Source organism: Providencia sp. 2.29, from assembly GCF_015832305.1.
Lineage (GTDB): Bacteria > Pseudomonadota > Gammaproteobacteria > Enterobacterales > Enterobacteriaceae > Providencia > Providencia stuartii.
In genome coordinates, this window is record NZ_CP065420.1 from 1,629,833 (window position 1) to 1,649,818 (window position 19,986).

19 protein-coding genes are annotated in these 19,986 nt (G+C 41.9%); 12 read left to right on the forward strand and 7 right to left on the reverse strand.

The genetic code is table 11. The annotated features are described in order from the left end of the window. Window positions 1–82: 82 nt before the first annotated feature. The gene (nadK, locus tag I3B46_RS07230; protein ID WP_036943950.1) at window positions 83–982 is read right to left on the reverse strand and encodes an NAD(+) kinase; all 900 of its coding nucleotides are present in this window, start codon (window positions 980–982) and stop codon (window positions 83–85) included. Between the two features lie 101 nt (window positions 983–1,083). On the opposite strand from nadK, the gene grpE reads away from it, so the two are divergent. Continuing rightward, window positions 1,084–1,674: a nucleotide exchange factor GrpE gene (gene grpE, locus I3B46_RS07235; protein WP_004921530.1), complete on the forward strand. Its 591-nt coding sequence runs from the start codon at window positions 1,084–1,086 to the stop codon at window positions 1,672–1,674. 66 nt (window positions 1,675–1,740) lie between these two features. Here the strand turns inward: grpE and ung are convergent, their stop codons facing one another. After that, a complete protein-coding gene (ung, locus tag I3B46_RS07240; protein ID WP_104872822.1) occupies window positions 1,741–2,421 on the reverse strand; it encodes a uracil-DNA glycosylase in 681 nt (226 codons plus the stop codon). A gap of 320 nt (window positions 2,422–2,741) precedes the next feature. Between ung and grcA the strand changes: the two genes are divergently transcribed. After that, a complete protein-coding gene (gene grcA, locus I3B46_RS07245) occupies window positions 2,742–3,125 on the forward strand; it encodes an autonomous glycyl radical cofactor GrcA (RefSeq protein WP_004921525.1) in 384 nt (127 codons plus the stop codon). Between the two features lie 161 nt (window positions 3,126–3,286). After that, on the forward strand, window positions 3,287–4,744 hold the full coding sequence (locus I3B46_RS07250; protein WP_104873607.1) for an ankyrin repeat domain-containing protein: 1,458 nt from the start codon (window positions 3,287–3,289) through the stop codon (window positions 4,742–4,744). A gap of 27 nt (window positions 4,745–4,771) precedes the next feature. Here I3B46_RS07250 and srmB read toward each other — a convergent pair whose 3' ends face one another. The 4 genes from srmB to I3B46_RS07270 all read right to left on the reverse strand — a co-directional run bounded on the left by srmB (window position 4,772) and on the right by I3B46_RS07270 (window position 9,366). Beyond that, the gene (gene srmB / locus I3B46_RS07255; protein WP_104873606.1) at window positions 4,772–6,115 is read right to left on the reverse strand and encodes an ATP-dependent RNA helicase SrmB; all 1,344 of its coding nucleotides are present in this window, start codon (window positions 6,113–6,115) and stop codon (window positions 4,772–4,774) included. Window positions 6,116–6,273: 158 nt separating this feature from the next. Next, complete coding sequence (gene gltS / locus I3B46_RS07260; RefSeq protein ID WP_014656340.1) at window positions 6,274–7,479, reverse strand: sodium/glutamate symporter; 1,206 nt, start codon at window positions 7,477–7,479, stop codon at window positions 6,274–6,276. Window positions 7,480–7,750: 271 nt separating this feature from the next. Beyond that, on the reverse strand, window positions 7,751–8,668 hold the full coding sequence (gene hutG / locus I3B46_RS07265) for a formimidoylglutamase (protein ID WP_061063852.1): 918 nt from the start codon (window positions 8,666–8,668) through the stop codon (window positions 7,751–7,753). A 2-nt stretch (window positions 8,669–8,670) separates the two neighbouring features. Then, complete coding sequence (locus I3B46_RS07270) at window positions 8,671–9,366, reverse strand: IclR family transcriptional regulator (protein WP_104873605.1); 696 nt, start codon at window positions 9,364–9,366, stop codon at window positions 8,671–8,673. Window positions 9,367–9,530: 164 nt separating this feature from the next. Between I3B46_RS07270 and trmN the strand changes: the two genes are divergently transcribed. Continuing rightward, on the forward strand, window positions 9,531–10,259 hold the full coding sequence (gene trmN, locus I3B46_RS07275; protein ID WP_004921501.1) for a tRNA(1)(Val) (adenine(37)-N(6))-methyltransferase TrmN: 729 nt from the start codon (window positions 9,531–9,533) through the stop codon (window positions 10,257–10,259). Between the two features lie 31 nt (window positions 10,260–10,290). On the opposite strand, the gene nadB is transcribed toward trmN, so the two are convergent. Further along, a complete protein-coding gene (gene nadB, locus I3B46_RS07280) occupies window positions 10,291–11,892 on the reverse strand; it encodes an L-aspartate oxidase (RefSeq protein ID WP_104873649.1) in 1,602 nt (533 codons plus the stop codon). Window positions 11,893–12,362: 470 nt separating this feature from the next. On the opposite strand from nadB, the gene rpoE reads away from it, so the two are divergent. From rpoE to era, 8 genes are all read left to right on the forward strand, one after another. After that, window positions 12,363–12,941 (forward strand): RNA polymerase sigma factor RpoE, encoded by a 579-nt coding sequence (gene rpoE, locus I3B46_RS07285; protein WP_004921494.1) that lies wholly within the window; start codon window positions 12,363–12,365, stop codon window positions 12,939–12,941. A gap of 111 nt (window positions 12,942–13,052) precedes the next feature. Further along, window positions 13,053–13,679 carry an anti-sigma-E factor RseA gene (gene rseA / locus I3B46_RS07290; protein WP_014656335.1) on the forward strand — a complete coding sequence of 209 codons (627 nt, stop codon included), beginning with the start codon at window positions 13,053–13,055 and terminating at the stop codon, window positions 13,677–13,679. Then, window positions 13,679–14,629 (forward strand): sigma-E factor regulatory protein RseB, encoded by a 951-nt coding sequence (rseB, locus tag I3B46_RS07295; protein ID WP_004921489.1) that lies wholly within the window; start codon window positions 13,679–13,681, stop codon window positions 14,627–14,629. Before rseA ends, rseB begins: the two co-directional genes overlap by 1 nt. A 3-nt stretch (window positions 14,630–14,632) precedes the next feature. After that, complete coding sequence (gene rseC, locus I3B46_RS07300) at window positions 14,633–15,097, forward strand: SoxR-reducing system protein RseC (RefSeq protein WP_014656334.1); 465 nt, start codon at window positions 14,633–14,635, stop codon at window positions 15,095–15,097. A 228-nt stretch (window positions 15,098–15,325) separates the two neighbouring features. After that, complete coding sequence (gene lepA, locus I3B46_RS07305) at window positions 15,326–17,122, forward strand: translation elongation factor 4 (protein WP_036943946.1); 1,797 nt, start codon at window positions 15,326–15,328, stop codon at window positions 17,120–17,122. Between the two features lie 17 nt (window positions 17,123–17,139). Continuing rightward, window positions 17,140–18,111, forward strand: coding sequence for a signal peptidase I (gene lepB, locus I3B46_RS07310; protein ID WP_004921482.1), 972 nt, complete (start codon window positions 17,140–17,142; stop codon window positions 18,109–18,111). A gap of 274 nt (window positions 18,112–18,385) precedes the next feature. Further along, window positions 18,386–19,066: a ribonuclease III gene (gene rnc / locus I3B46_RS07315; RefSeq protein WP_004921478.1), complete on the forward strand. Its 681-nt coding sequence runs from the start codon at window positions 18,386–18,388 to the stop codon at window positions 19,064–19,066. Further along, the gene (era, locus tag I3B46_RS07320) at window positions 19,063–19,971 is read left to right on the forward strand and encodes a GTPase Era (RefSeq protein WP_004921475.1); all 909 of its coding nucleotides are present in this window, start codon (window positions 19,063–19,065) and stop codon (window positions 19,969–19,971) included. The genes rnc and era overlap by 4 nt, the downstream gene beginning before the upstream one ends. Window positions 19,972–19,986 lie beyond the last annotated feature (15 nt).

Consider the following 19,986-nt stretch of genomic DNA (forward strand, 5'->3'; position numbering starts at 1 on the left):
CGCTCTCCTGTGAAAATACACACCTGTGTTTGTATACAGTGTATCCTGTTTTTTTATACAGTAAAGAGGCAGATGAAAAAAATTAGAAAGTTTTTTTGGCCCAGCCTAATTTTGAGCTTAACGTATTGAAATAGTTATAATCTTTTGGGTGAATAAGATTTAAACTTTTATTACTACGCAGTATGACGACTTCTTCACCATCTTGTATAGGAAGCATGATTTGGCTATCACAGCTTACTTCATAATCAATATTACTGCGTAAAAATTTCAGGCGAATACGACTATCACTGCTGATCACTAATGGGCGTGAAGAGAGCGTATGTGGGAACATAGGGACGAGTACAATTGCATCAAGATTTGGTGTGAGAATTGGCCCTCCAGCAGAGAGTGAATAGGCTGTCGAGCCTGTCGGAGTGGCGATAATTAACCCATCAGAGCGTTGTGAAAAGGCAAAACGATCATCAATGTACACTTCGAATTCAATCATATGAGCGACTTTACCGGGGTGTAATACCACCTCATTAATTGCGCTACTTTTTCGTGCTTTCTGATTCGGTTTTATTACTTGTGCTTCCAGCAAAAAACGTTGTTCTTCATGATATTCGCCATCCAACACGCGAGATAATTGCTGTAAAGCATTATCAGGGTCAAGATCAGTGAGAAATCCAAGGTTCCCGCGGTTAACACCAATCACTTTATTATTGTAGCGAGATAGAATTCTAGCAGCCCCTAGCATGTTGCCGTCACCGCCAACAACAATAACTAAATCAGCCTGTTGACCAATCTCTGTAAGGTTACCTGTGTTCGCATTTTGTAGTTTTAAATCTTTGGCCACTTGTTTATCAATAATGGCATGATAATTTTTAGATAATAGCCAATTATAGATTAATTCATGGGTCGCTAAAGCTTCGGGATGACGTGGATGCCCCACAATACCGATAGTTCGAAAATTTGTTTTTTGCGTGTTATTACCCTTACGCATAATTTTTTGGCCTCTCATTGCGTGACGTCCCTTGAATCCCTGTTTTATATCCCCATAATACTCTAATAAATGGGATTAATGCTAAATACGCGGAGAAATTCATGAGTAGTAAAGAACAAAACATGCATGATGAGCAAGCCCCTGAGCTAAATGAAGAGCAAAAGTCGGAGTTAGAGCAAGAGCAAGAAGCGCAGCAGGCGGATCCACAGGCAGAAGTACAAGCGTTAGCAGCGCGTATTGCTGAGCTTGAAGAACAACTCGCAGCGTCACAAAAAGTGGAGCGCGAAGCGATGCTACGTGCACATGCTGAAATTGAAAATATCCGTCGTCGTACGGAGCAAGATATTGAAAAAGCGCATAAATTTGCGCTTGAAAAGTTTTCAAATGAGTTGTTACCCGTGATTGATAACTTAGAACGTGCTATTGATGCCGCTGATCATGAAAGCGAAACATCAAAAGCAATGTTAGAAGGCTTAGATTTAACTCTTAAAACCTTTTTAAGTGCTGTCGGGAAATTTGGTATTGAAGTCGTTGGTGAGTCCAATGTGGCCTTTAACCCTGAAGTCCATCAGGCAATGACAATGGTTGAATCGCCTGACCATCAACCAAACCAAGTGATTGATGTGATGCAAAAAGGTTATCTTTTAAACGGTCGCTTATTAAGACCTGCAATGGTTATCGTTTCTAAGTAATTAACGCATAACTAAATTGAAACCGGGTGAGCAATAGCGACCCGGTTTTTTTGTCACTCAAAAAAGTTAAGCTTCGATAACAGGCGTCCAATCGATGGCTTCAAGCCCTTGCTGCTGCAATAGTTGATTCGTTTGTGAGAAGTGCCCACAACCTAAAAAACCCCGGTGAGCTGACAACGGCGATGGGTGAGGGGCTTTTAGTACATGATGGCGCTTAGTATCAATGATACGGCCTTTCTTTTGGGCATGTGAACCCCACAACAAGAAAACAACGCCTTCTCTATGTTCATTAATGGCAGCAATCACTTTATCTGTAAAAGTTTCCCACCCTAAATGGGCATGAGAGTGCGCATTGCCTTGCTCTACGGTTAATACTGTATTTAACAAGAGCACCCCTTGTTGCGCCCAACTCAGCAGATAGCCATGATTGGGGCGTTTAAACCCTGAGATGTCGTTTTCTAACTCTTTGTACATATTGACCAATGAGGGAGGGGGCTTAATTCCCGGAAGAACTGAGAAAGATAAGCCATGGGCTTGACCCGGACCATGATAAGGATCTTGACCCAAAATGACGACTTTAACATCGGCAAGCTCGGTATATCTAAAGGCGTTAAACACATCTTGCTGTGGGGGATAAATAATTTTTCCTTTTTGACGTTCGTTCGCCACATAGGCAAGCGTGTCTTTAAAATAAGCCTGTGTTTTTTCTGAGCCAATGACGTCGTGCCAAGTAGGTGTGTTTGACATGAAAATTCCTATAACAAACAAATTATGTCTATAAGCTTACAGTTTAAGGCCCAAGAGATAAAGGCGAGCTTTTGTCTATTTGATTAAAAATTTTTTTAAAAATAACTAAAAAAATTGATTTTTATAAATAATAAAAATTGATTTAAAACATAGTGTTGGGTGAATAACGGTTAATTACCCCTTGAAATTGTTGATAAATATCAAAGAAGCTGAGGGTTCTAGCTGGTATATAGTGTGTAGAAACATTGGTTAGACCAAATATTTTATTGGCAGTCAAATGAGTGGATTGATCCCAATCCTACCCGAACGTGGAGGTCGACATGATTACTGGTATTCAAATTACTAAAACTGACAATGCAGCGCTATTGAACTCTTTTTGGTTACTTGATGAAGAGAAAAATGAAGCGCGTTGTGTTTGTGCAAAAGCAGATTATAACGAAGGACAAATTGTTGCTAAGGATGAGTTAGGTGCTTTTGAGTACCGTGAAGTACCTTTAGAAGTTAAGCCAACAGTCCGTGTTGAAGGTGGTCAACACCTGAATGTCAACGTTTTAAGCCGTGAAACCTTAGAAGATGCGGTGAAAAACCCTGAAAAATATCCACAGTTAACAATTCGTGTTTCTGGTTATGCAGTGCGTTTTAACTCTCTGACACCAGAACAACAACGTGACGTGATCACTCGTACTTTTACTGAAAGCCTGTAATTGTTGTATTGTTCAAGGTAGAAGTATTAGTTTAAAATTAATTCAAAAAGCCATTGAATTCAATGGCTTTTTTATTCTTCTCTAATAAAGTACATTCTTTTTCCCTGCTGAAATTTCGCCTTTAATGATCTCCCTTATCACATCTTCAATGGGGAGAGTCTATGTCTTCTATCAATCAGAGTATCCAAACTAACTCATTAAATGAAATATCGTTAATTAAAGAAAGCATTAGTATCTATCAGAGAAAAAGTGGTGTATTGGCACTGTGCTCTGAACAAAATCAATGGACGCAGACGCTATCGCCAAAACAACTTTTAGGCCCACATGCTCAATCGCATGATTATCTTATTGGGTTAATTGCTTATGGGGTCTATCTTAAAGATTGGAAAAATCTGCATGGTGTTGAGCGCCTTAATGCTCTGCAACTCAAAGAAATTGGCATTGATCCAAGCTTACTACGCGATAAATCAACAGGTTTTGAAGCTAATATTTGTCGCTTTAATGATTTGTATATTATTAGTTTTGCTGGTTCTGATGAACTCGTTGATTTCTATGCTGATTTACGACAAGGGCTGGGCTACTTTGAACCGCAATATTTTCAAGCGGTAAATTTAACCAACATTCTACATCGGGTCTCTAAAGGGAATATGATTTGTATAGGTCACTCTTTAGGCGGCGGATTAGCCACATTTGCAGCTCTTGCAAGCCAGACACCTTGCATCGCTTTTAGCTCTGCTGGTGTTTCTGCAAATACTATCAAGCAGATTGGTATGGATTACGAGACCGCAAAACAAGTGGCAAAGGATGGTCTCGTTCGCTTTTATGTGGTTCGTTATGATTGGTTAGATTTGTTGCAGTCAGTGATGCCATTTCCTCCCGCCTTAGGTAACAAAATTGTGTTGGATTACTATAAAGGGGAAAAAACGTGGCGGGATTGGCTCCCTCATCGTCTGTTAACACGTAACTTTATCGCCCATACGATGCCAAAAATTCTCAAAATGATGTGTCATTTTACACCGTGGGTAAATAAACAGGCGATGGTTAATGATGATTTTAATACACAGTTAGAAGAATTTAGCTGCAATTTTGCATTGAGTCATGACAGCACTCTGGCAGATTGGCAAAACAGCTGTGAAAACAGTATTAAGCAAGGCAATGTGACTGAATTTTCTACCTTGCTTTCAATGAGAAATAAACCAGCGAATTTTAATGAGCTACTAGGGTATGCCGTTCGTTCGACTGACCCTCGCTTTATGAAAATTCTTCTGAGTTCTGCTTATACAGATGAAATCAGAAAAACGTCATTGCCACAAAATCGAACTTATTTGCATTTAGCGGCGCAGTCAGGAAGGTTAGAGCAACTGGAAGTTTTATTAGCTGAAGGGGTAGAAATCAACGCAGTAGATGATTTAGGTAACACATCGTTACATGATGCATTAGGGAGCCATGCATTATCAGTTGCTGAGTTTTTACTGAGCCAAGGTGCTGATTGGCGTATTAAAAACTATCAGGGGTATGATTGCCGTGATGTTTTAGTAAACCATATGATTAAAGTGGATATGTTATCTGCGCAAGGAAAAAGAATGCGTGAAAAATTGCAGATGATAATGATGCAATAAAAAACGGGCCGTAGCCCGTTAGTTGCATTATTCAGAGTTATCGCGAGTTGGTGCCGTAGAAGAGGAATTTGGTTTACGGCGTTTGCCAATGTTCTTTTTGTCACGATGACGAACTTTGGTTTTCTTTTTGGACTCTTCTTCTTTTTTCTTTTTCTCTTTACGTTTTGCGAGCACTTTCTTAGATGGTTTTGGTTTATTCATCATAGATTCTGAAGGTGCTTTGGTGCTTGGGCGTAGACTATCGATGACTCGCATTTTAATGGAGTCTTCAATATAACGGCTGACTTTACCGAACAGCGGATAGTCATGAGCTTCTATCAGTGAAATAGCGGTGCCTTTGCGGCCTGCACGACCGGTACGACCAATACGGTGGAGATACACATCAGCGGTGCGCGACATGTCAAAGTTAAAGACATGACTGACATTATCGATGTCAAGTCCTCGCGATGCAACATCGGTCGCTACGAGTACTTTGACTTGCCCTGTCACTAAACGACGAACGGCTTCATTACGTTTCGCTTGAGCCATTTCTCCTTCAAGGTAACAAGACTCAATACCTGCATCTCGTAACCATTGTACGACTTCACGGACACGCTCACGCTTACGAACAAAAACAATGGACTTAGTCACATCCTCTTGTTTTAGCAGATGGCACAACAAGGCTGTTTTGTGTTCTAAATTATCGGCACGATAGTAAAACTGTTGTATTTTTTTACGTTCGCGACGTGACGATTCGGCATCAATTTCAACAGGATCTTCTAGCAGTCGTTCAGAAAAATCACGAATAGCTTCGCCTTCAAGGGTAGCAGAGAACAGCATAGTTTGTTTACGCCAGCGTGTTTCACCTGCAATTGTTTCAATGTCATTGGCAAAGCCCATGTCGAGCATGCGATCAGCTTCATCAAGGATCAGGATTTCAACGGCGCGACAGTCAAAATTTTCTTCTTTGATGTATTGAAGCAAGCGGCCTGTTGTCGCGACAACAATATCTTGGTTTTCGCTAAAAACTTCAGCATGGTTCATATACGCGACACCGCCTGTAATCGTAGCGATATCGAGATGGTTATGTGCACATAACTCTTTTGCTTGGTCTGCAACCTGCATGGCTAGCTCACGCGTTGGTGTTAATATCAGCACTCGCGGAGGACCGGACTTTTTCCTTGGAAAGTCAAGTAAGTGTTGGATGGCTGGCAGCAAAAATGCGGCGGTTTTACCCGTACCAGTAGGGGCTGAACCTAAAACGTCACGCCCATCCATTGCGGCAGGGATAGCGGCAGCCTGAATTGCAGTTGGGCGTTCATAGCCTTTGTCTGCCAGCGCGTTGATCAGGCTTTCATCGAGTTCAAGTTCAGTAAATGTGGTTGCAGTCATGATATACCTCTATTTGGGGCGCTGATTATAAACAGGTTAGCCAAATTGTTCATCAGAAAATATCGATCTTTTAGCAAAGTGTACCTGTTTTAAGTTTCAACGGGCAGTGATATTGCCAGAAAGCGTGCTTTTCCGAGGTGAAAAGCACGCGATGGGGGTTAGCTGAGGATATTAATTAACCAAGTATGATAAGGGATACCAACTAAATCAATTAAAACAGCACCACTTAGCGGAACGATCATGAACGCTTTCATTGAGACATGTTTATAGCGTTCGCACACAGAGGACATATTTGCCATTGCATTAGGTGTCGCTCCTAATCCATGCCCCATTAATCCAGCACACATAACAGCGGCATCGTAATCTTTGCCTAAAAGTTTAAAGATCACGAATACAACCAATAGAACGAGGACAACCACTTGGGCGAATAGAATAATAAAGAGTGGTAAGGCAACGTCTTTGAGCTCCCAAATTTTTAGCGACATCATTGCCATGGTTAAGAATAGGCCGAGAGAGACCTCAGAAATTAAATCAACAGATTTTTGGTTGATTTTAAATAGGTTAACTTGGTCATTAATATTACGAATAATAATCGCAATGATCATGGCACCGACATAGCTAGGCAAAGAGAAGCCTGTTGCTTTGGTAAATTGTGCAGATGCGAATTGACCAATTACCATGATCCCGAGTACCAAAGCGAGCATTTTCAAAAAGGCATGGGCGTCAATGGACTCAATCTTACCTGCAATGGTCTCTGTTACTTTTGGGCTTTGCACTGACTCATCCGCTTGGATGGTCACCTTATATTTTTTAATCAGGAAAGAGGCAATGGGGCCGCCTAGTAGGCTACCGGTGATTAAACCAAAAGTTGCCGCTGCAATCGCCGCAACCGTCGCTGACTGCACACCTAAGCCTTCTGCCATTTGACCAAATGCAGCAGCACCGCCATGGCCTCCTGTTAATGAAACACCACCTGCCATAACGCCAATGACTGGGTCAATGCCTAATAAATGCGCCAGTCCGGCACCAAACGTATCTTGGAAGATCACTGTAAACCAGCAAATAAACAGATAAATAAACAGGAGCTTACCGCCGTTTTTGAGAATGCGAAAGCTGCCATCAATACCAATCGTGGTAAAGAAGGCAACCATTAAGAAGGTTTGCAAACTCGTGTCAAATTGGATTTCAGCTAAATTAAAGGATTTTAGCCCCCAAATAATCAGGCTTACTAAGAAGCCACCAATTACTGGGGATGGGATACAAAAACGTTGTAGCCATTCGATACGTTTTTTTAAATGGATGCCCATAAGCAGGCACAATACAGTAAGCAGGAGTGTAGATAATGTGTCTAGTTGTAATGTCATATAATTTTCCCGGTGTGCCCGCTTTCGCAATTTGTCGTCTTTAGCGGCTAACCGCACCCTTATTGATACTTTAAAGGTTGCTTGTACGCTGCCTAGCGACAGTTTTGAAATCCCAAAGCCTATTTCTACTTAGCTGATTAACTAAAGAAGAACATGCTAGAGATCTATCATTGCCGCTTTATTTTTTGTCAGTACTTTTTCAAATACTGTTATTGTTATATCGCTACAAATTGAGTCTACGGGCGATTTATCAGTCGCGTTATTGTGTTTATTAGAATAAAAATTGGTAAATCAAATAAGCTGCTAATTTTGAAGTATGATTATCGATATCGAATTCTGGGTTGCACTCTGCAATATCAAAGAGTGCAATTTTGTTGCTGGCTTTAATCACCGAAAACAGTTCATCAAAGATCTCAGTAGTGATCCCTTTCGCTGCGGGAGCGCTGACTCCAGGCGCAATTGCGGCAGAAAAGACATCCAGATCAACGGTTACATATAAATAATCGACGTTATTAATAAACTGTTGAAGCCGCTCTATGGCCTTAGGTAATTGACTGTGATTTAGTTCTTTATCACGAATATATTGGCAACCTAATTTATCCGCCGTATCAAATAACACTTTCGTATTACCATGATCAGCAATACCTAAACAGAGATAATTAAATGGGCGATGATGCTGCTGGCATAAGTGTGCCGATTGTAAAAAAGGTGTGCCGGAAGTGGCTTCAGGTGCCGTTCGTAAATCAAAATGCGCATCAAAATTAATGATACCTATTGTTTTTGTAGGCTGGGTTTGAGCGATGAAGTCAAACAGTCCTTGAAAGCTGGCAAAAGCCACTTCATGACCGCCACCTAAAACAATGGGGGTCTGATTTGATGATAAAATATCGACAAGTTCATCCGAAAGACGACGTTGCGCTGCTTCTAAATCGCCATCGTCACAGCGAACAGTGCCGGCATCACGGATGGACAAGGGGTGATGTATCGGAAGGCCAGCTAACTGCTGACGGATTGCATCAGGTCCTGCTTTGGCACCGAGCCGTCCTTTATTGCGCCTAACGCCTTCGTCAGATGCAAAACCAATTAAAGCAAACTGTGCAGGGGTATTTTTATTCATGACTTGATGGATACGTAGGTGCTCCTCAGTATCACCATCAGTACGGCCTTGCCAGATAAAAGGTGCTGCCATAATTACTCCATATTAATTAGTTTAGTCATGTTATGAGCTGCTTTGCAGGTCTCAGAGATAAACTCGTCAACTCGATGGGTTGAACGAAATTCAGGTGCCATCACAGAGACGACGGCAATCACATCGTTTCCTTTAAAAATAGGGGCTGAAACGCCATATCCTTGCTGGCGGATTTGCATCAGTGCATTTTTTAATTGCGTTATACTTTCAGGGGTGGGTAACTGTTCTTTATGAGTTTCAAATACTAATGATTGGTAGTCTTCATCTCGAAAGGCGAGCAAGGTTTTCGCGCTAGCGCCTTTAATTAGAGTATTACCACGGCCAATGACAAAAGAGCAGCGTAAGGCTTGTGAACTCTCAATCATGTCAACACAGATAGTTTCACATAGGTTTGATGTAATAATAGCGACCGTTTCTTGGGTCTTTTTACTCAGAGCTTGGAGTTCTAGTTGGGATGAATTCATGAGTAAACTGTGGTGATAGTATTTTTCTTGAGTTTTGATACTCTGCGCACCAACAGTGTAAGTGCCATATTGTTTTGCATGGGTCACAAATTCCCAATTTATGAGAATGGCTAATAATCGATAAACAGTAGAAACTGGAATATTTAATGCGTTAGAAATCACTTGCGGAGTTACCGGAGCCGCGCTTGCAGTGATGTAAGATAAAATATTCAATGTCCTGTTAATACTGTTCATGGTATCCCCTTTTTTTCGAACTTAGCAGTAAAAATTTTGATGCTCAAATAATATTCTCATAATGTGAGAATTATTTTGTAGAAAAAGTGTAAAATTTGCATTCTTAAATTGTCACATAATGAAAGTTTGATTGATTAATATACGATTTAGAGTGGTTGAATAACGTGAAAAAAAGCTATCGCAAAGGTGGTTTTACCTTTAAGCAGTTTTTTGTTGGTCATGACCGTTGCGCTATGAAAGTCGGAACCGATGGAGTATTACTTGGCGCATGGGCACCTGTTCAGCAGGCTAAAAAGGCGTTAGATATAGGGAGCGGCAGTGGACTCATTGCGCTAATGCTCGCACAACGCAATCAGCAAATGACCGTTGATGCTGTTGAACTAGATAAAGCAGCGGCTCAACAGGCACAGGAGAATTTCGCTGAGTCAAAGTGGGGAGAGAGGCTACAGATTTTTGAGCAAGATATAACGCAGTTTAGTGTATCAAGGCAAAAAGCGTATGATTTGATTGTCAGTAATCCACCTTATTTTGAGCCATCAGTATCATGCAGTAGTGAACAACGAGAGCAAGCTCGCTATACCGCGACGTTAACCCATCAGGCATTATTAGATAGTGCGATGGATTGTTTAACCACAGATGGCCTATTTTGCCTTGTATTACCCTATGATGTCGGTGAAAAAGTTGAGCTTATGGCGCATCGTAATGGCTGGTTTACTGCTTATCGCGTTAATATTCGAGATAAAGCAACGACGCCATTTCACCGTATGTTGTTGGGATTAAAGCGGGAATTAGTTGAGCCAGAAATTTCAACGTTAGTGTTAAAAGAAGCAGACAATAACATCTATACTGAAGACTTTCAGCGGCTTATTCGGGATTTTTATTTGAAATATTAATAGCCAACCCGAGGGTTGGCTAGGTATGAGATTACGGTTTGAGTACGGTGGGGCCTGAATGCTCCAGCAGATCAGGGTAGTCTAACGTATAGTGTAGCCCGCGGCTCTCTTTACGCTCTAAAGCGCAGCGAACCATCAGTTCAGCCACTTGGACGAGGTTTCTCAGTTCAAGTAAGTTATTAGAAATACGGAAATTGGCATAATAGTCGTGAATTTCTTGCTGTAACAAATGGATGCGTCGCAAGGCGCGTTCTAAACGCTTAGTGGTTCGTACGATCCCCATATAATCCCACATAAATAGGCGTAGCTCATGCCAGTTATGTTGAATAACAACTTGCTCATCTGAGTTGTGTACACGGCTATCATCCCATTCAGGGAGAACGGGAATATCCTCGATCTGCATGATCGCATGGCAAATATGCTGTGAGGCGGACCATCCGTAAACGAGGCACTCTAACAGCGAGTTAGATGCCATGCGGTTGGCTCCGTGTAACCCTGTATAACTGACTTCACCAATGGCATAAAGGTTGGGGATATCGGTCATACCGTTTTGATCGACGCTGACACCGCCGCATGTGTAATGGGCTGCGGGTACAATGGGGATCGGCTCTTTCGTCAGATCTAAACCAAGTGTCATCAGTTTTTCATAGATGGTAGGAAAGTGGCTTTGAATAAAATCAGCGGGTTTATGGCTAATATCAAGGTACATGCAATCAGCACCTAAGCGTTTCATTTCATGATCGATCGCTCTCGCAACAATGTCTCTCGGCGCTAATTCACAGCGTGGATCATAGTCGGGCATGAAACGGCTTCCATCAGGGCGTTTCAAATAGGCTCCTTCACCACGTAACGCTTCCGTTAATAGAAAATTGCGAGCTTGCGGATGAAAGAGGCAGGTTGGATGAAATTGATTGAATTCTAAGTTAGCGACACTACATCCAATACGCCATGCCATCGCAATGCCATCCCCAGAAGAGATGTCGGGATTTGTTGTGTATTGATAGACTTTTGCGGCGCCGCCTGTAGCCAAAACAACGATTTTTGCTCGGATCGTTTCAACGTGCTCTTTTTGCCGATTCCAAACATAGGCACCGACAATACGGCTTTCGCCTGCTAATCCGATCTTATCGGAGCGAATGAGATCAACCGCATTATAGCGCTCTTTAACATGGATATTCGGATGCGCAAAAGCGAGGTTGACGAGAGTCGTTTCAACCTCTTTGCCAGTTGCATCTGCATGATGAAGGATCCTGCGATGGCTGTGTCCACCTTCGCGAGTGAGGTGATATTGGGTTTCACCTGTTTCAGTCACTTCCGTGTCAAATAGTACGCCTTGATCAATTAACCACTGAACGCACTCTTTGGCATTCGAGGCGATAAATTCGACGGCCTCTCTTTCACAAATACCTGCGCCTGCAATTAAAGTATCTTCTACATGGGATTCAATGCTGTCGGTATTATCGAAAACGGCTGCAATTCCACCTTGTGCGTAATAAGAAGCCCCTTCATTGAGTGTGCTTTTACTTAGGAGAGTAACTTTATGAAAAGGAGCAAGTCGTAAAGCGGCGGAAAGCCCAGCGACACCGCTGCCAATAATCAGAATATCAGTGTAATGCTGTGTGGGATCGTTCATAAGTGTTTGCATGTTGTATATACTCGTCGTTTCTACCCATAAGGGGCAGCATAAAACCCGTTATACAGACGGTTGCGCCCTAAGAAGTGGCAGGCCTAGCCGTTTACGGCAGAGAGCAGTCACAGTATAGTATCTATTGGAAGTTTCATGTTAGCCTATCAGGCTTGGCAATGCTATTTGTGAAATAGCGTTCAGCCTTGTATATCTACTAGGGGGTTGAGTCAGGTTTGGTACTTAGGGTAAATAAAGCGGTGTGATACGTAGAATAATGTATAAATTAGCGATAAATTAATTAGGATCACTTAGATCCTCTATCGGTAGTCACACGGTTTTTTGTCAATTTTTTACTATTTTTATGTATTAAATTGAACTTCACTTGTTTTTACTACTCAAAGTAACGCTTGCTTTAGGAAGGGAGACATGATCAAGTTAACAAATTTACAGCCTGAGCGCGGGAGATTTTCCCAGTAATGAGCGAGCAACTAACGGACCAGATGTTGGTCGAAAAAGTCCAAAAGGGCGATCAAAAAGCGTTCAACTTACTGGTTGTAAAATACCAGCACAAAGTTGCAAGCTTGGTTTCCCGTTATGTACCACAAGCGGATGTACCTGACGTTGCTCAGGAGTCTTTTATCAAAGCTTATCGTGCGATAGGGTCGTTTCGCGGTGATAGTGCTTTTTATACTTGGCTATATCGTATTGCGGTAAACACGGCTAAAAATTATTTAGTCGCTCAAGATAGGCGCCCACCCGCGTCAGATCTTGAAGCAAGCGATGCAGAAAACTACGAAACTGCAAGCGCTTTGAAAGAAATATCGAACCCAGAGAACTTAATGTTGTCTGATGAATTGAAGAAAGTAGTTTTTCGAACCATTGAGTCGTTACCTGAAGATTTAAAAATGGCAATAACACTCAGAGAACTTGATGGTTTAAGCTATGAAGAGATCGCCGAGATCATGGATTGTCCTGTAGGCACCGTGCGTTCGCGTATCTTTAGAGCAAGAGAAGCTATTGATAATAAAGTACAGCCACTGATCCAGCAGCACTAATATGTTTGTGTTTATTGAATTGTTTTTTGGAACACAAGATAACGTGCAAAAAATAGCGAAATCAGGGCATTAAACTGTAATTGTGATGCAATTAACTGAAGGTATTCGGGCATGCAAAGAGAGAAACTTTCCGCAATGATGGATGGCGAAGTTCTAGATGTAGAACTGTTAAATGCCATTTCATGTGATTCAACGTTACAAAAACGTTGGGAGAGCTATCATCTTATTCGTGATACTCTGCGTAATGACACACCTGATGTCATCAATTTTGACATAGCGGGTAAAGTCGCCGCAGCATTAGAGAATGAAGTTGTGCGTATTAATCCTCAGGTAGTTGTTGAGTCACAGCCTGAACCTGCAACATGGGGCGCGATGCCGTTCTGGCAAAAAATTCGTCCATGGGCAAGTCAAATCACCCAAATTGGTGTTGCAGCATGTGTATCCCTTGCTGTTATCGTTGGGGTGCAGCAGTATAATCAAAGTAATTCAACGGAATCGGTGATTGATGAACCTGTGTTTAACACCGTTCCCGTTGGAGCAGGCGCACCTGTGAGTTTAAATTTCTCTGATGGTCAACTTTTTGGTAACGAGCAACAAATGCAACAAGTTGAGCAACAAAATCAGCGTGTAAATGCAATGCTACAGCAATATGAAATTGAAAGACGTTCAATGCTTAATCAGCAATATCATGATAATGATGATATTACTACAGCACCCGCTGGAGCTAAAGCGCGCTAATGAATAAGTGGTTATCCGTCATCTGCCTGGCGGGCAGCCTGATTTTATCTAATCAAGCTTCGGCATCTCAACAAGATGCCGAAGCTCTCTTTAAAGAGATGGGGAGCGCTGCCCAAAATCTTTCCTACGAAATGTCTTTTATGTCCTTTAGTCCCAGAAGCATCGTGCCTGTCCGTTATCGACATGGGATCATTAATAATGTTCCTGTCTCTCAAATGATCCAAATGGATTCTACGCGGCGTGAAATAGTGCAAAAAGGGGAAAGGATCAGTTATTTTGAACCCGGTTTTGATGCCTTCAGCTTAAATGGGAAGCATATTGTCGATAATTTGCCTTCGGTATTATTTGCTGATTATGACAAAATCAAACCGTACTATAATTTTATCGATGCGGGGCGAACCCATATCGGTGATAAGCCTTCACTCGTCATTCGCATTATTTCTAAAGATAACTCTCGTTTTAATTATGTTCTTCTGATTGATGAAGAAAATAAGTTGCCATTACGGGTCGATCTCTTAGATAACAATAACCAAACGTTAGAACAGTTTCGCGTCATTTCAACAGTGCTAGACAGCAAAACGGTGAATGACTCTCTGGTGAATTTAAGTAAGATTAATTTACCACCGCTGCTAGTCTCCCCTCAGGATAATCGTCCGTCATTTAAATGGCGTGTTGGACTTTTACCTCCTGGGTTTGAAGAAGTCTCTCGTTCAAAACGTAAACTTGCCGAAAATGATGAGGTAGAGAGCGCATTATTTAGTGATGGCTTATTCACTTTTTCGGTTAATGTCACTAAAGCTGAGCAAGGCTTGCCTTTAGAACAACCAGTCCAAAATGGCCGCCGCACAATTTATACAATGACTCAGAAACAAAATGTGATTACCATAATAGGTGAACTGCCGTTATCAACGGCACAGCAAGTCGCTGCAAGCATTCGTTTTCAGGAGTAGATGATGATAAAAGAGTGGGCAACAGTTATTCGTTGGCACCAAGGAAGGGCGTTATTGCGTTATGGGGCTTCTTCTGGGTGTGGTAGCTGTAGCGCGCGCGCGGCATGTGGTTCGTACGCATTGAGTAAAATAGGGCCAAATACCGAACATCAGCTCGAAGTTGACATTGAGCAACCTTTAGTTGTTGGGCAAAAAGTGGAGGTTGGAATTCCTGAAGGGAGTTTGCTGCGCTCTGCTATGCTCGTTTATTTAACCCCGTTGATTGGCCTATTTCTGGTTGCAGCGTTAGTACAATTAGCGGGGTTTGAACAAGTCTGGGTTGCTCTTTCTGGTGTCGCTGGTGGCTTTTTAGGCTTCTTTTTAGCGCGTAAAATCGCCTCTTATTGGCGGGATGAGACTGCATTTCAACCAGTTATCTTACAAATAGGCTTACCCCCCAACGAACTGTCAGTTCAAGTTGATTGCTGAGTGAAACCGCCTTGCTTGATAGGCGGTTTGGCGAGTTCAGCGCTCCTATCTAGCAAAAACCCGCATAGTTTACAGTTGTTTTACATTGAACCTTTGTGTTACAGAGATCTTCTATGTAAAATGCAGCTAATTAGTAATCTTGTGATAATCATAGCATTTTAGTTCTGCGATACCTATTTATGCAGAGCTGATTTTGTAGGCAATTTAAAAGAAGATATTACCTTGAAAATCAATAACATAAGAAACTTTTCTATCATTGCTCACATCGACCATGGTAAATCCACGTTGTCTGACCGTATTATTCAGATTTGTGGTGGTTTAACGGACAGAGAAATGGCGGCTCAGGTTCTAGACTCTATGGATTTAGAACGTGAACGCGGAATTACAATCAAAGCGCAAAGTGTGACGCTGGATTATAAGGCCTCCGATGGTGAGACCTATCAATTGAACTTTATCGATACCCCAGGCCACGTTGACTTCTCTTATGAAGTATCACGCTCATTAGCTGCCTGTGAAGGTGCGCTGCTCGTTGTTGATGCTGGGCAAGGGGTTGAAGCTCAAACGCTAGCTAACTGCTATACAGCGATTGAAATGGATCTTGAAGTTGTTCCTGTGTTGAACAAAATCGACTTACCAGCGGCTGATCCTGAACGCGTTGCAGAAGAAATTGAAGATATTGTGGGCATTGATGCGCATGATGCGGTACGTTGCTCGGCAAAAACGGGGATTGGCGTTCAAGATGTTATTGAGCGTTTAGTGCAATCTATCCCTGCGCCAGAAGGTGACGCAGAGGCACCTTTACAGGCGCTTATTATCGACTCATGGTTTGATAATTATTTAGGTGTTGTATCACTTATCCGTATTAAAAACGGTACGTTACGCAAAGGCGATAAAATTAAGGTGATGAGCACGGGCCAAGTGTACAACGCGGATCGTCTTGGTATTTTCACACCAAAACAAATTGATCGCGACTCTCTCAGTTGCGGTGAAGTTGGTTGGTTAGTGTGTGCGATTAAAGATATCACAGGGGCACCTGTCGGGGATACTTTAACGGGCGCTCGTAATCCTGCTGATAAAGCATTACCTGGGTTTAAAAAAGTTAAACCTCAAGTTTATGCAGGTTTATTCCCAGTCAGTTCAGACGATTATGAAGCATTCCGTGATGCACTAGGCAAGTTGAGCTTGAATGATGCGTCACTCTTTTATGAGCCTGAAACCTCTAGTGCTCTTGGCTTCGGATTCCGTTGCGGGTTCCTTGGCCTGCTGCATATGGAGATCATTCAAGAGCGCTTAGAGCGTGAATACAATTTAGATCTGATCACCACGGCTCCGACCGTTGTGTATGAAGTTGTGCAAACGAACGGTGAAATCGTTTATGTCGATAGCCCCGCTAAGTTGCCACCATTGAATAATATCGAAGAGTTGCGTGAGCCAATTGCTGAATGTCACATGCTGATGCCTAAAGAGTATCTTGGCAACGTTATTACACTTTGTGTGGAAAAACGCGGCGTTCAGACAAATATGGTCTATCATGGTAATCAAGTTTCATTAACGTATGATATTCCAATGTCAGAAGTGGTATTGGATTTCTTCGATCGCTTGAAATCAACATCTCGTGGTTATGCTTCTTTGGATTATGCATTTAAGCGTTTCCAAACGTCAGACATGGTTCGTGTTGATGTTATGATCAACGGCGAGCGTGTGGATGCCTTGGCATTGATCACTCACCGAGCTAACTCACAGTATCGTGGTCGTGAATTGGTTGAAAAAATGAAGGATTTAATCCCTCGTCAACAGTTTGATATCGCGATCCAAGCTGCAATTGGTAACCATATTATTGCTCGCTCTACCGTTAAACAATTGCGTAAAAACGTACTGGCTAAATGTTATGGTGGTGATGTTAGCCGTAAGAAGAAACTGTTGCAGAAGCAGAAGGAAGGTAAGAAGCGCATGAAGCAAGTGGGTAATGTTGAATTACCTCAAGAAGCTTTCCTCGCTATTTTGCATGTTGGTAAAGACAACTAAAATTACAAGGAGTCTCAATGGCTAACACCTTTGCCTTGATCCTAACACTGGCGACAGTGATTACGGGGATTATTTGGTGTTTAGATCGCTTTAAATTTTCGCCTGAGCGGAAGAAAAAGCTCAAACATATACAGGAAGTGAGTCAAGGCTCATTAACTCAAGATGAGATGGATAAAGCTGTACGCCGTCCATCGTGGGTTGAAACAGGCTCCTCGATTTTCCCAGTATTAGCGATTGTATTGGTGGTTCGTTCATTTATTTATGAACCCTTTCAAATTCCATCTGGGTCAATGATGCCAACGTTGTTGGTTGGGGATTTTATGCTGGTTGAGAAGTTTGCTTATGGTCTAAAAGATCCCATTACGCAAACGACGTTAATTAAAACGGGAAAACCTGCGCGTGGTGATATTGCCGTATTTAAATATCCAGAAAATCCAACAATTGACTATGTAAAACGGGTTATTGGCTTACCGGGTGATAAAATTGTTTATGATCCAAACGCTAAAGAGCTGACAATTTATCCGAATTGCGCAGATAATAACTGTACGAAACAACTTCCAATAAAATATGGTCCGTTAGCGCCGAGTGAGTGGACCATGTTTTTCAATGTGGAGTCTTTGGTCGATAGCCAAAAAGGTAACTATGAAATTCCTCTTGACGAACCATTGCCAAGAAATGCATTACGTCAATATCAAAGAAGTGAAACTCTTGATACCGTCGAGCACCAGATTTTGATTATTCGTCAGGCCATTACGGAATCTCGTTACATACAGCCTAATATGCCGCCAAATGAGTGGATTGTACCTGAGAAACATTACTTCATGATGGGGGATAACCGAGATAACAGCTCAGACAGCCGTATGTGGGGCTTTGTTCCGGAACAAAATTTGGTTGGTCGCGCTGTATTTATCTGGCTAAGTCTTGAGAAACAAGAAGGTGAATGGCCGACAGGTATTCGCTTTAGCCGAATTGGGCCACTAGGTTCATAAGGTAGATTTATACGGGTTTTCGTGTGAAAACCCGTATAAACCGAAGCATTATTGTTTATCTCAGTGTACAATATAATTTAAATTAATATTTATTGGCTTCTTAATTAACTCTTATCATTTTATTCATTAATAGTGTTATGCTGAATTTTAAGCTTAGTTCTATTATATAAATGAAAGATAAAAGCGTTAAGAGTCAGTGCAAACGCAACAGTTTTGTTTTTTACAGGTCTGTTGCGTGTGCTTTTTTGTCAATCAGAGAAATGGCTGAACGCGCATGAACCCCTCTTTACTTGAGCAATTGCAACGAAAACTTGGTTATAAGTTTAATCAACACGATCTTTTAATTCAGGCGCTTACGCATCGCAGTGCAAACAGTAAGCATAACGAGCGCCTAGAGTTCCTTGGCGATTCTATTTTAAGTTTTGTGATCGCAAATGATTTATATCATCGCTTCCCGAAAGTGGATGAAGGAGATATGAGTCGCATGAGAGCAACGCTAGTGCGCGGAAATACACTGGCGGAAATTGCTCGTGAATTTGAGCTTGGCGAGTGTTTACGTTTAGGGCCAGGCGAACTAAAAAGTGGCGGTTTCCGCCGTGAATCTATCCTCGCTGATACAGTGGAAGCATTGATCGGGGGGATCTTTCTCGATAGTGATATCCAAACAATAGAAAAAATTATTTTAGATTGGTATCAAACTAGGTTGAATGAAATCAGCCCGGGTGACAAGCAAAAGGACCCGAAAACGAGACTACAAGAATATCTACAGGGGCGTCATTTGCCTTTGCCTAACTATATCGTTGTCCAAGTTAAAGGTGAGGCTCATGATCAGGAATTTACTATCCACTGCCAAGTCAGTGGTATTGAACAACCTATTAACGGGGTTGGTTCAAGTCGACGTAAAGCTGAGCAGGCCGCTGCGGAGCAAGCATTAAAAATTTTGGAGATTGAATGAGTGAAAAATTACCCCACTGTGGCTTTGTAGCTATTGTTGGGCGACCAAATGTCGGTAAGTCAACGCTATTAAACCAGCTATTGGGGCAAAAAGTTTCAATTACGTCGAGAAAGCCTCAAACGACGCGCCACCGTATTATGGGGATCCATACTGAAGATGAATATCAAATCATCTATGTGGATACGCCAGGCCTGCATATTGAAGAAAAACGTGCAATCAATCGTTTGATGAACCGTGCAGCTTCAAGTTCAATAGGGGATGTTGAGCTAGTTATTTTTGTCGTTGAAGGCACGAATTGGACTGACGACGATGAAATGGTACTCAACAAATTAAAAGGCCTTCGCTGCCCTGTGATTTTAGCAATTAACAAAATTGATAATGTCACGGATAAAACAGTGCTGTTACCGCATATTGGCTTTGTCAGCCAAAAAATGAACTTTTTGGACGTTGTGCCAATTAGTGCTGAAAAAGGTAAAGGCGTTGATACGATTGCTAAAATTGTTAAGCAGCACATTCCTGAAGCTGAGCATCATTTCCCTGAAGATTATATTACCGATCGCTCTCAGCGATTTATGGCATCAGAAATCATTCGTGAAAAATTGATGCGTTTCTTAGGTGATGAACTTCCTTATTCTGTGACTGTTGAAATTGAGCAGTTCAAAATGATGGAAAGGGGGGGATACCATATCAATGGCTTGATCCTTGTTGAACGTGAAGGCCAAAAGAAAATGGTGATTGGTAATAAAGGTAGTAAGCTTAAAACAATCGGTACGGAAGCCCGCATCGATATGGAAAAGCTGTTTGATACCAAAGTACACCTTGAACTGTGGGTTAAAGTGAAAGCTGGCTGGGCGGATGATGAACGCGCATTACGCAGCTTAGGCTATGTTGATGACCTAAAATAAATTTATTGGTGAAAT